This window comes from Allochromatium humboldtianum (assembly GCF_013385175.1).
In the GTDB taxonomy this organism is placed as follows: domain Bacteria; phylum Pseudomonadota; class Gammaproteobacteria; order Chromatiales; family Chromatiaceae; genus Thermochromatium; species Thermochromatium humboldtianum.
In genome coordinates, this window is sequence record NZ_JABZEO010000004.1 from 56,657 (window position 1) to 69,052 (window position 12,396).

Annotated in this window: 10 protein-coding genes; 1 reads left to right on the top strand and 9 read right to left on the bottom strand. The window is 66.3% G+C overall.

Annotated features, from left to right (window positions below; genetic code table 11):
* Positions 1-14: 14 nt before the first annotated feature.
* From mnhG to HW932_RS07065, 6 genes are read right to left on the bottom strand one after another with little or no spacing between them, the layout of a single operon-like run.
* A complete protein-coding gene (mnhG, locus tag HW932_RS07040) occupies positions 15-377 on the bottom strand; it encodes a monovalent cation/H(+) antiporter subunit G (RefSeq protein WP_176975788.1) in 363 nt (120 codons plus the stop codon).
* Positions 374-658, bottom strand: a complete 285-nt coding sequence (locus tag HW932_RS07045; RefSeq protein WP_176975789.1) for a K+/H+ antiporter subunit F — start codon at positions 656-658, stop codon at positions 374-376. The genes mnhG and HW932_RS07045 overlap by 4 nt, the downstream gene beginning before the upstream one ends.
* Entirely contained in the window at positions 655-1,182 is a 528-nt protein-coding gene (locus HW932_RS07050; protein WP_176975790.1) for a Na+/H+ antiporter subunit E, read from the bottom strand. The genes HW932_RS07045 and HW932_RS07050 overlap by 4 nt, the downstream gene beginning before the upstream one ends.
* A complete protein-coding gene (locus HW932_RS07055) occupies positions 1,179-2,804 on the bottom strand; it encodes a monovalent cation/H+ antiporter subunit D (RefSeq protein ID WP_176975791.1) in 1,626 nt (541 codons plus the stop codon). Before HW932_RS07055 ends, HW932_RS07050 begins: the two co-directional genes overlap by 4 nt.
* Entirely contained in the window at positions 2,801-3,142 is a 342-nt protein-coding gene (locus tag HW932_RS07060) for a Na+/H+ antiporter subunit C (protein ID WP_176975792.1), read from the bottom strand. Before HW932_RS07060 ends, HW932_RS07055 begins: the two co-directional genes overlap by 4 nt.
* Complete coding sequence (locus HW932_RS07065; RefSeq protein WP_176975793.1) at positions 3,142-6,051, bottom strand: monovalent cation/H+ antiporter subunit A; 2,910 nt, start codon at positions 6,049-6,051, stop codon at positions 3,142-3,144. Before HW932_RS07065 ends, HW932_RS07060 begins: the two co-directional genes overlap by 1 nt.
* Positions 6,052-6,224: 173 nt before the next feature.
* Between HW932_RS07065 and HW932_RS07070 the strand changes: the two genes are divergently transcribed.
* On the top strand, positions 6,225-6,404 hold the full coding sequence (locus HW932_RS07070; RefSeq protein WP_176975794.1) for a PA3496 family putative envelope integrity protein: 180 nt from the start codon (positions 6,225-6,227) through the stop codon (positions 6,402-6,404).
* Positions 6,405-6,461: 57 nt separating this feature from the next.
* Here HW932_RS07070 and HW932_RS07075 read toward each other — a convergent pair whose 3' ends face one another.
* From HW932_RS07075 to argA, 3 genes are all read right to left on the bottom strand, one after another.
* Positions 6,462-7,439 carry a universal stress protein gene (locus HW932_RS07075; RefSeq protein ID WP_176975795.1) on the bottom strand — a complete coding sequence of 326 codons (978 nt, stop codon included), beginning with the start codon at positions 7,437-7,439 and terminating at the stop codon, positions 6,462-6,464.
* A gap of 15 nt (positions 7,440-7,454) precedes the next feature.
* The gene (locus HW932_RS07080) at positions 7,455-10,922 is read right to left on the bottom strand and encodes a mechanosensitive ion channel domain-containing protein (RefSeq protein ID WP_246296709.1); all 3,468 of its coding nucleotides are present in this window, start codon (positions 10,920-10,922) and stop codon (positions 7,455-7,457) included.
* A 72-nt stretch (positions 10,923-10,994) separates the two neighbouring features.
* The gene (gene argA / locus HW932_RS07085) at positions 10,995-12,341 is read right to left on the bottom strand and encodes an amino-acid N-acetyltransferase (RefSeq protein WP_176975796.1); all 1,347 of its coding nucleotides are present in this window, start codon (positions 12,339-12,341) and stop codon (positions 10,995-10,997) included.
* Between the last annotated feature and the right edge of the window lie 55 nt (positions 12,342-12,396).

Sequence of the window (12,396 nt, forward strand, 5' to 3'; positions counted from 1 at the left end):
GAGCGACCTGTCTCTCAATCCGAATCCGGCCGCGCATCGACCGCGGCTGAAGTCTCGGAGCGGTTACGCAGCTCCCGATACACGCCGGCACGCATGATCAGCATGGCCACCACCGGCGCTGTCATCAACACGAAGACACTGATCAACAACTCATGGATCACCAGGCGCGACTGCGCCACCGTGAAATAGAGCATCGACGCCAGCAGGATGCAGCCGGCGCCGAGTGTGACGGTGATCGCCGGGCCATGCATCCGTTGATAGAAGCTGTGCAGCCGCGCGAGGCCGAACGCACCGATCAGGGTCATCAACCCACCCAGCACCAGCAACAGGGCGACCGGGATGGCCGCCCACCACGGCAGGGCTTCGGCGCTGCTCATTCGATCACCTCGCCGCGCATCAGGAACTTCGCCAGCGCGATGGTCGAGACGAAACCGAGCAGAGCGATGATCAGCGCGGCCTCGAAATAGATCTGACTGCCATAGCGGATACCCAGCATCAGCGCCAGCAGCATGATGCACATCCACAGCGTATCGAGCGCCAGCACGCGGTCTTGGGCGGACGGGCCGATCAGTAGGCGCAGCGTGCACAGCAGCATCGCCAGCACCACGCAGGCCAGTGCGAACAGGCTCGCCACTGCGAGCAGCGTCACGGTCGTCATCCGGGGTCTCCTTCGGTGGCGGGTATCTCGAACACCTCGATGATGGGGCGTTCGTAGCGCGTCTTGATGGTGTCGATCCACCAGGCTTCGTCGTGCAGGTCGAACACGTGGAGCAGCAGTTCATGTCCGTCGGGCAGCAGATCCACCCACACCGTGCCCGGCGTGGAGTTGATCAGGCAGGAGAGCAGGGCCAGCCCGTGCGGACTGTGCAGATCGAGCGGCACCCGAATGAACTGGGAATTCACGTCAGCCGAGCGGCGCAGCAGGATGATCTGGCTGACGTTGAAGCAGGAGCGCACGATCTCGATGGCCGAGAACCACAGCAGCCGCAGCAGCCGCAGCAGCGCCAGTGGACGACGAATGCGGGCCTGACCATGCGGTTGCAGCGGCCTGGAGAGCCGCGGCGCGACGAGGCCGAGCACACTGCCCAGCAGCCAGTGCGCTGGTTCGATGCTCTGGTTGAGCAGCAGCCACAGCAGCAGCAGGCTGATCGATAGCAGTGGCGAAGGCAGCCAGCGTTTCATCGCACCGCCTCCAGGTCCGGCAGCCGCTGCACCGGGGGTTCGCCGAGCACCTGCCGGCTGTAGTCGCCGCTGCGCATCAGCCCCTCGGTGGTGCGGCCCAGGTAGTCGAAGACCGTGCCCGCCTGCACCGTCAGCAGCACGCACAGCATCACCAGCGCACCGATGGGCGCGGCTTCGGAGAACAGCAGCCGTGGCGGCGTGACCACGCCCGAGGCCCAGAAGGTGCGCACCCCCAGGCGCATCAGCGCAATGATCGCCGCCAGGCCGCCCACCAGGATCAGCGCAATCAGCAGCCAGGTGGTCGCCGGCAACGGCGCGGGTGCGGCCGCGAGCAGGGCATGAAAGAGGCTGAACTTGGCGACGAACCCCGCCAGCGGCGGCAGTCCGGTGATGACCAGCGCGCAGGCGACGAAACTCAGTCCGAGGAAGGCGAGCGCACCCGGAATGCCGACGCCGACCGGGTCTTCCGGTTTGTCCTCGATGGCGAAGGCCTCCATCGTGATCGCCAGCATCGCCGCGCCCGGCGGCAGGAGACGCTCGGTGAGTTCGAGCAGCAGCATGAAGGCTGCCATCGCCAGCGTTGAGCCAAGGAGATAATACAGGCCCGAGGCCAGCACCGGACTGCCCGAGTGGCCGATCGCCACCAGCAGCGTCCCCGAGGACAGGATCGCGCCGTAGCCGGCCATCCGTCCGCCGTCCTGGCTGGCGAGCATGCCGATTGCGCCGAACAGCAGGGTCGCCATGCCGCCCAGGGTCAGCGCCGCCAGACCGAAGCCGCTGAGCGCCCCGGCCTGATCGCCGAAGACTGTCAGCCAGACGCGCAGCACCGCATAGAGGCCCACTTTGGTCATCAACACCAGCATCGCCCCCACCGGCGCCGACGCCGAGGCGTAGGCGGTGGGCAGCCAGAAGCCGAGCGGCCACATCGCCCCCTTGGTCAGGAAGGCCAGCGCCAGCACCGTGGCGCCGATCTGCAACAGCCAGACATCCTGTGCGCCCAGTGTCGCCACACGCCCGCCCAGGTCGGCCAGATTGAGCGTGCCCGTGGCGGCATAGATCAGCGAGACACCGATCAGGAACAGCAGTGAGGCGACCAGATTGACGGCGATGTACTGCATCCCGGCCTGGATGCGGCGCAGGTTGTAGCCGTGGAGCACCAGACCGTAGGACGCGGCCAGCATGACCTCGAAGAAGACGAACAGGTTGAAGAGGTCGTTGGTCAGGAAGGCGCCATTGAGCCCCATGAGCAGGAACTGGAACAGCGCATGGAAGCTCACCCCCACCCGGTCCCAGCGCCGCGCCGAGAACACCAGCACGGCCAGCGCGATGGTCGCGGTCAGCACCAGCATCAGCGCGGTGAGCCGGTCCACCATCAGCGCGATGCCGAAGGGCGCCGCCCAGTTCGCCGCCAGATAGACGCCGATGCCGTCCGGCCAGTGTTCGCCGTCGGCCAACAGCAACAGCGCCACGGCCACGACCCAGAGCAGCAGGGTGCTGCCCAGGCCGAGGGCGAATTTCAGCGGGTAGCGCTTCTGGTTGATCGGGATCAGCAGTGCGCCGACGATCAGCGGCAGCAGCACCGGCGCGACGATGAGGTGCTGCATCCAGGGCAGCGCGTTCATGAGCGCGGCTCCCTGCCGTCGACGTGGTCGCTGCCGGTCAGTCCGCGCGCGCCGATCATCATCACAAGATACAGCGCGGTGGTGGCAAAGCCGATCACGATCGCAGTCAGCACCAGTCCCTGCGGCAGCGGATCGGCGAACTGCGACGGATCGATGTCGGGCGTGGGGGTGATCGGCGGTTTGCCCACCCACAGCCGGCCCATTGCGAAGATGAACAGATTGACGGCATAGGACATCAGCAGCAGCCCGGTGATGAGTTGGAAGGTTCGTGGGCGCAGGATCAGCCAGATGCCCGCGCCGAACACCACGCCGATGGCGATGGCCAGGATGAGTTCCATCAGAATGTCCTCTCCGTGACGGTGCCGGGAATCTCCACCTCCGCGTCTTTGCCCGGCTGGCGATGCGCGCGCAGCGACTGGTGGGCGAGTGCGACCAGCATCAGCATGGTGGTGCCGACCACGACCGTGAAGACGCCGAGGTCGAACAGGAAGGCGCTCGGCAGATGCAGTTCGCCCAGCAGCGGCCAGTCGAGATGCGCGGTGTGCGTGGTCAGGAAGGGATGACCGAACCACCAGGCTCCCAGCCCGGTGAGGCAGGCCAGTAACAGGCCGGCGCTCAACCAGCGGTGCGAACGCAGATGGATATGGCTCTCCACCCAGGTCGTGCCGGCCAGCATGTACTGCACCAGGATCGCCACCGCGAAGATCAGCCCGGCGACGAAGCCGCCGCCCGGCAGGTTGTGCCCGCGCATGAAGAAATACACGGCGATCACGCCCATGAAGGGCAGCAGCAGACGCAGATAGATGCCCGGCACCAGCAGATAGCCGCTGTTGGCCTGCTCGGCCGGGGTCTGCCGGCTGGCCGGGTCGGCCTGGAATCGCTGCTGGGGCGGAATGCTCGCGCTCTCGGGTGCCGGGCGGAAGCGGCGCAGCAGCGCATAGACCGTGAGCGCGACGATGGCGAGCACGCTGATCTCGCCCAGGGTGTCGAAACTGCGGAAGTCCACCAGCAGCACGTTGACCACGTTGCTGCCCCCGCCGCCGCTGAGCGCATTGAGCAGGAAGAAGTCGGCGATCGTGTCCGAGGCCGGATGCACCAGCACCGCATAGGTCAATGCCGCCAGCGCCAGCCCGCCGCCGACCGCCAGCGCGAGGTCGCGCGAACGGCGCCCCCACAGGCGCCAGAGCGGCTGTTTCGGACCGGCCATCGACTCGATCCGTGGCGGCAGCCAGCGCAGACCGAGCAGGATCAGCACGGTGGTCACGGTCTCCACCATCAGTTGGGTCAAGGCCAGGTCAGGCGCCGACAGCCACAGGAAGGTCGCCGCCGTGACGATGCCGGTGCCGCCGATCAGCATGAGTGCCGCCAGACGGTGATACTTCGCCATCCAGGCACCGGCCAGTGCGCAACCGGCGCCGATCAGCCACAGGGCGGCGAACAGCGGGTCGATGTCCTGCTGCGGGATGCGAGTCCAGGCCGGCGGCTGACCGGCCAGCAGCAGCGGGACGGTCAGTAATCCGAGCATCAGGAACAGCAGTTGGGGTTGCAGCTTCTGGGTGCCGAGGCGTTGCAGCAGCCATTCCGAGCCGCGTGCAATCTGCGCCATCACGGTTTCGTAAGCCTGAGCGCCGCTGAGACGGTGGATCAGCGGGACGCGGTCGCGCTGCTGCAAGCCGAAGTAAATGCGGAGCACGAGGTAGAGCAGCACGCCGCCGCCGAGCGCGAACAGACTCATCAGCAGCGGCAGATTGAAGCCGTGCCACACAGCCAGGTTGTAAGCCGGAGTGGCCTCGCCCAGGGTAGCGGTGGCGGCCAGATGCAACAGCGGGCCAATGCTCACGCCGGGGGCGATGCCGACCACCAGGCACGCCAGTACCAGGAGTTCGACCGGGAAACGCATCCAGCGCGGCGGCTCGTGCGGGTCGCGCGGAAGATTCTGCGCCGGCGCGCCGAAGAACACCGAAATGAACCGCAGCGAGTAGGCGACGCTGAACATGCCCATCGCCACCGCCGCGTATGACATCCACCAGTTGCTGTTGCCGCCGACATGAATGGTCTCGGCGAAGAACATCTCCTTGGACAGGAAGCCGTTGAGCAGCGGCACGCCCGCCATCGCCGCGCTCGCGACGATGGCCAGCGTGGCCGTGATCGGCAACGTGTGGCGCAGACCGCGCAGCACGCGCAGGTCGCGGGTGCCCGACTCGTGGTCGATGATGCCGGCGGCCATGAACAGCGAGGCCTTGAAGGTGGCATGGTTGAGGATATGGAAGATCGCTGCGACGATGGCCAGCGGAGTGCCGATGCCGATCAGCACCGTGATCAGCCCGAGGTGGCTGATCGTCGAATAGGCCAGGAGACCCTTGAGGTCGTGCTGGAAGATAGCGATGAAGGCGCCGATCAACATGGTGCACGCCCCGGCGCCGCCGATGATCCAGGTCCATTCCGGCGTGCCGGCGAGCGCGGGCCACAGGCGCACGAGCAGAAACACCCCCGCCTTCACCATGGTCGCCGAATGCAGGTAGGACGACACCGGCGTGGGCGCCGCCATCGCGTGCGGCAGCCAGAAATGGAAGGGGAACTGCGCGCTCTTGGTGAGCGCGCCGAGCGCAACCAGCACCAGGGCCGCGAGGTAGAGATCATGGCTGCGGATCCTGTCGCCTGCGGCGAGCACCGCGTCGAGATCGTAGCTGCCGGCGATGTGGCCGATCACCAGCACCCCGGCGAGCAGGCACAGACCGCCGGTAGCGGTGACGGTGAAGGCCATGCGCGCGCCACGGCGGGCATCGGCGCGATGGTGCCAGTAGCCGATCAGCAGGAAGGAGGTGAGGCTGGTGAGCTCCCAGAACACCACCAGTTGCACCAGATTGCCCGACAGCACCACCCCCAGCATCGAGCCCATGAAGGCCAGCAGGAAGGAGAAGAAGCGCGGCACCGGGTCGTCGGACGACATGTAATAGCGCGCGTACAGCACCACCAGCAGACCGAGCGTCAGGATCAGCATGGTGAACACCCACGCCAGACCATCGACCCGCAGCACGAACGCCAGCCCCTGCGCCGGCAGCCAGGCGAACTCTGCGCGCAGCACCTCGCCGGCGGCCATCTGTGGAAACAGCAGACCGCCGATCGCCAGCCCGGACAGCGTCACGCCGATCGCCAGCCAGGATTCGCGGTTGCGCGCGTCCTGGGGCATCAGCGCCGCGAACAGAGAGCCGAGGAATGGGATGAGGAGTAGAGCGGCAAGCAGCATGGATCGTGGTTGGTAGCGCGGAATTCAAAGGCAGCGTTAGACACGCTTCGATTTATTCTTTATATCAATTTCAATGATTGACAAAAAAAACTGTTTTAGTCGGGGCGAGTCGGATATATGGCGCCTCTATCATAATCGTCTCGTTATCGTTCAATCCCCGAGGTAAGAAGGAGATGCTGGATCCCGAAGTCGGCTATGGCGACGAGCTCTTGGAGCGCGTCCCGTCCATGTCACCCCAAGAGTCACGCGGTCAGTCGGCCAGTCTGGACGTGCGCCGCCGCATTGAGCACATGCGCGAGATCAAGCGCTTGCGCGAACTGCTCGACGACCCTGACTTCAACGAGCTGAACTGACGTCCGGTTTGGGCGGCGCGCCGCTGGACGTCGCCGCCCCGTTCCCCGCTTCCCTCATCAATCGCCCAGACTGACGGGCGTCTCGAAGCTCGGCGGCTTGACAGCCAGGACCGCACGATCACAGCGATCGAGGATGGTCTCGGCGGTGTTTCCGATCAGCAGCCCCGGAATGCCGCCGCGCCCGACCGTGCCCATGACGATGAGATCCACGTCCAACTCGACGGCGAGGGCCGGGATTTCCTCGATCGCCGAGCCGCGCTGTAGATGCGATCTGGGCTTCAGATACTCCAAGCCCTCCGGTCCGATCCGCTCGGCGAGCGCTTTGATCAAGCCATCCACACCCAGCACATGCTGGTTGCGGGTCTGCTCGACATAGCGCAACTCATCGACCGTGGTATCCGTCGTCCAGACACCGCCCGCCCAGTGATGCAGGAATCCCGTGGCCGGCGCCTCCCAGACGTGCGCGACATGCAGTTCGGCGAACTCGGCTAGGGCCAGCGCGCTCGCCAGATCCAGGATTCGCCGGTTCAAGCCCTCGGTCTCGGCGTCCTCGTCAGCGCCGGGCGTGAAATCCACCGTCGCCAGGATGCGACGATAGGGTTGGCGTCCATCTGGCTTCAGCAGCCACACCGGACAGGGGCATTTGCGTAGCAGGTGCATGTCGCGGCTGCCCAGCCAGCGCGCGCGCAGACCGCCGCCCTGGGGTTCGGCGGCCTTGATGACCAGATCATGCCCCCCGCGAAGCACGGTGCGGATGATCTCGATGTGCGGGCGACCGAAGGCGACCAGGCATTCGGCCTCGATCGGTTGGGCGAGGGCCGCTAGCGCGCCCTGCATCGTCGCCAGACACTGATCGCGGATCGCCGCCTCGACCTGCGCCTGATCCAGTTCAGCCGTCGCCGCCGGGCGTTCGGCGACCATCAGGAGGGTCAGATCCGCCTGGACGTTCGCCGCGAAGGCGCCGGCGCGCGCGAGCGCCCAGGCCGGCTCCTGTCCGGGTTCCATCACGAAGAGTATCCTGTCGAAGCCTTGCATGGGCGCCTCCCTAAGTCATCCGGATTGGTGATTGGACTGTAGACGGATGTCGAGCGGCTCGCTCGTATAGAGACGCACGTCGCGCTGTGGGAAGGCGATCCTGACGCCCTCGGCCCTGAAGGTGTCGTAGATCTTCTGGTTCAGCTCGGTGATGACGCCGATGCGCCCGTCGAGTGAATCCATGTAGCAGCGCAGCACCAGCGTCAGGGCATTGTCGCTGAAGCCATCGAAGCCGACCAGTGGCGCCGGGTCGTCCAGTATCCGCTCGTGCTCGCCGGCGATGCGCTCCAGTAGTTCCAGCGCCTTCCTGGTGTCACTGCCGTATTCGACGCCGATCGGAATGCTGATACGGTTGAGCTGATCGGTGAGCGTCCAGTTGAGCAGCCGCCCGGTGATGAACTCCTTGTTCGGCACCAGCAGTTCCTGCTTGTCCCAGTTGCGGATGGTGGTGGCGCGGATGCGGATGTTGGTCACGACGCCCGTGGTATCGCCGATGGTCACGATGTCGCCGACACGCACCGGACGCTCGAACAGGATGATGAGTCCGCTGATGAAGTTCCCGATGATCTCCTGCAAGCCGAAGCCGATACCCACGCCGAGCGCGGCGACCAGCCACTGGATCTGGCCCCACTGGAGGCCGAGGGTGGCGAAGGCCATCAGGAAGGCCACGGTGGTGATCAGATAGCTCGACAGGGTCTTGATGGTGTAGCGCGCGCCCGCCGAGAGGGTGTTGCTCTGCAACAGCAGGATTTCGAGCAACGCCGGCAGATTGCGTGCGGCGATGGTCGCCACCACGATGATCAGGGCCACCACGCCGATGTCGGCCACGGTGACGGGAATCCGCTGCTCGGCGCCGTCGACGAGACCGCTGTAGTGCCAGAGCGCGAAGCGTTCCAGGACATTGAAGGCGGGCAGCACCTCCGACCAGGTCGCCCACAGCCCGATCGCTCCCGCCATGAAGATCGCGGCGCTGATCAGGCGCCGGGTCTGCTCGTCGAGCGCGGCCAGATCCGGTTCGGCCTCGTCGACCTGGAAGACATCGGGCACCGAACTCGACTCACCCGGCTCGCCCCCGGCCTGGGCGCGGCGTGCCGCCTGACGCTCCAGCGCGGCCTGGAGCGCGATACGTCGGCGCGTGATGCTCAGCCAGCGCACGACGCTCTGGTGCACCACGACCAGACCCAGCACCACCCAGAGCTGATAGACCAGCGACTGGAACAGCACCCCGGCGGTATAGAGATAACCGACTGCCGCCAGCGCCGCCAGCGACAGAGGCATCCCCACGATCAACGGGAACCAGAGTCGGCGCAGTCGGCAGAACCAGCCGCCCGGATGATCGAGCAGGAAATGCTTGATCGCCCCCTGACCCGGATGGAGCAGACGGGCGAAGAAGACGGCAGCCCCCAGCATACTGGCGATCAGCATCAGACGCCCGAGACTGTTGGTATAGACCGGGTCGTTGTATTGGAAGAGCGCCACGGTGATGAATGCCACCGGAACGATGTACAGGGTGAACCAGCCGAAATCACGACGCAGACGCGCCAGGGTGTGATCCTTCCAGCGGAAGTGCCGGTCGCCCACGCCGCCGTTCGTGCTGAGGATGCGGAAGAAGCGCAGACAGTAGAGTCCGAAGGCGACCTGGCTCAGACCCGCGCCCAGGGCGCGCGTATAGGCGGTGGCCGCGCTCGACACCATCAGCTGCTGACCCACCAGCCAGAACAGGAAGGCGGCCGGCAGGGCGGCGATGAGCGTCAGTCCGATGGCTTCGAGGGTGAAGTGGATGCTGTCGGTGCGCACGCGCCGCAAGGGTTCGGCCCGCGCGCGAATGGCCCGGCGCAGCGCCGGATTCTTCCAGAGCAGCATGAGGTTGACCGCCAACCCCAGCCAGAAGAGCGGCGAGTGGCGCAGACGCTCGCCGAGCGCCAGCACCACCTCGGTCCAGCCATCCACCGAGACCAGCCAGCCGAGCGCCGCCGGCAGGTTCTTCAGGGTCTCCAGATCCACGGCCGCCGCACTGCGCACCCAGAGCAGATTCTCGGCCAGGAAGGCGTCATAGCCACTGGCCACGCGCACCACCTGCTCGGCGGCATAGTTCAGCTCGCCGAGCTGGCGGATGTAGTCGTCTTCGCTCTTGATGACCTGACGCAGCAGGTTGCGCCGCTGCTTGAGCGCTTCCAGCAGCTCGGGACGGACCGTCTTGGCCTGCACCGCCGGCTCGGTGAGTGCGAGCTCGTCGAGATAGCGGTCGAGATCGCTGAGCTGACGTTCTTCCTCGCGATAGCGGATCTGACGCAGCGTGGCATCGGCGATCCGATTCTCGCGCTCGCGGATCTGGTTGCGGTACTGGCGTGGATCCGGGAGCTGATTGCGTTCATCGAGCAGCACCTGCCCGAGCGCGCGCGTGAGACCGGCCACTTCCAGGCGCTGCTTGGCGCCGCGATATTCGTCCTCGATGCGTTTGTATTCGGCCTCGAGCTGTGCCAGTTCTTCGCTCAATCCCGAGAGCCGCTGGGTGCTCTCGCCGAGTGCTCCGGTCAGGATCGCGTTTTGCCGGATCAGATCGCGAATCAGCGGATGCTTGTCCTCGGCCTCGCGCTGGGCGCGTTCGGACGCGAGCTGCTCGGCGCGCGCCTGCTCGGCGCGCCGCTCGCTCAGCGCCTCTTCGAGCGCGCGCTGTCGCGCCCGCAGCTCGCGTAGCTCGAGCGCGGCCAGATCGTGCCGAACCTTGATCAGGGTCTCGTTGGCCGGCTGCCCGAGCAGCTCCTGCTCCAGCATCCGCGCCTCGCTCCAGAGGGCCTGACGCTGGGTCTCCAAGGCCCAGCGCCGGGCCTGGGTCGACTCGGGCGGCTCGCCCGTGGGCGTGGTCTGCTGGAGATCCTGGTCCAGGGTGTCGAGCGCTTGTTTGATGACGATCAGACGCTCGCGTGCCGTCGCCGGTCGCGTCTGGCCGGCGTCGATGAGCTTGCCGAGTTCGCTGACACGGATCTCGTGCGCGGCGGCATCGGCGAGCACCTGATTGAGTCGCTGGCTGATCTGGTCGCTCGTGAGTCCGTCGGGGAGGGCGGGCGGCTTGGACGCGCCGGCGGCCGATTGACGTTCCAGCGCTTTCTGGAGTTCCTGGGTTTCCTTGGGCGCCGTCTTGAGGGCTTCGGTCAGCTCGGCGAGGCGCGTGTCGAACTTCTCGATCTCGGTGAGATTGGCCAGCGTGCGCCGATAGAGTTCACTCAGGCTGGATTTGAGCGCCTCATCGAGACCATTGCTCGACTCGAGCCCGGCCAGTTGCTCCTCGACCTGAGCCTTGTCCGGCAGCGTGGTGGTGCCGGTGACGGCCGCTGAGAGCGCTGTTTGATTGCCGGCGTCCTGCGCCGGGGCGTCTGCCGGCGACCCAATGGACAGGACGACCAGCAGCATGAAGGCTGTGACGCCGAGACGGCGTGCAGCTTGGTGCAGCGTATCCGGGAATCGACAATCGTTGGGGGTCATGATTTGAGCGGACTGAGCAGAAGCGATCATGCGAAAACCAAAGTTCCTTTGTGTCTCGAACGGCGTCCAGGTTCAAAGCGGCTTGATGAAGACCTTGGAGTTGCGCTGGAAGTTGTAGAGGGCGCGCTTCTCCATCGGCAGGGCATCGAGTCCGGCGGGCTGGAAGCCGCGTTCCTGGAACCAGTGCGCGGTCTGGGTGGTGAGTACGAACAGCCGGCGGATGCCCTGGGCGCGCGCCAACCCCTCGATATGCTCCAGCAGCCGTTCGCCGCGCCGGCCGCCGCGATAATCCTGGTGGACGGCCAGACAGGCGAGTTCGGCCATGTCGTCGGACGGATAGGGGTAGAGCGCGGCACAGGCCGTCACCAGACCGTCGCGTTCGGTGATGTGGAAGCGCTCGATCTCGGTTTCGAGCCGCTCGCGTGAACGGCGCACCAGCACGCCGCGCTCTTCCATCGGGCGCAGCAGTTCCAGGATGCCGGTCACGTCGTCGATGCGCGCCGGGCGCAGATCCTCGTAGGGTTCGGCTGAGATGAGCGTACCGCTGCCGTCGTGGGTGAAAAGCTCGCGCAACAGTGCGCCCGGCTCGCCGCGTTCGACCAGATGCACGCGGCGGATGCCGTGTCGGCAGGCCTCAGCGCCGGCACGCAGGCAGGTCGCGAGTTCGTCAGGGAGCGTCTCATTGGCCAGCAGGACATCGACGTCGCGCGCGAGCAGGTTCGGAGCGAGCGGCGGTCGTTGGCTGGTCTCGGCGCATTCGGTCAGAAAGATCAGTTTGTCGGCGCCCAGGGCGACGGCGGCACTGCGCGCCACGTCCGCCGCGCTCAGATTGAACACCTCGCCGGTGGGCGAATAGCCGAGCGGCGGCATCAGGGCGACCATGCCCTGATCGAGCAGGGTGCGCAGGGTGCGCTGATCGACGCGGCGCACCGAGCCAGTATGGGCGTAGTCGACGCCATCGATGACCCCGAGCGGACGCGCGGCGACGAAGTTGCCCGAGACCACCGGGATGCGCACCCCGGCCATCGGCGAGTTGGCCAGCCCCAGCGACAGCAGGGCCTCGATCTCGACCCGCACCATGCCGGCGGCCTCCTTGACGCAGGCCAGTGCGCGGTCGTCGGTGACGCGCAGGCCGTTGACATAGCGCAGTTCGGCCCCCTGATCGCGAAGACGCTGCTCGATCTGCGGACGCGCGCCATGCACCAGCACCAGCCGGATACCGAGTCCGTGCAGCAGGGCGATGTCGTGTACCAGCTCGGGAAAGCGCGCGTCGGCCACCGCCTCACCGCCGAAGGCGATGACGAAGGTCCGGCCGCGGTGGGCGTGAATATAGGGCGTGGCCTCGCGCACCCAGTCGACGAAGGGGTCGCGCGTGGGCTGGGTGTCGTCTGGGCGGGAGCGATGTGGCCTGGTGGTCATAGAAGGTAGAGGCAGGAATTTAAAGCCGGGCGATGAGGTCAGAGGCCGTTTAGAA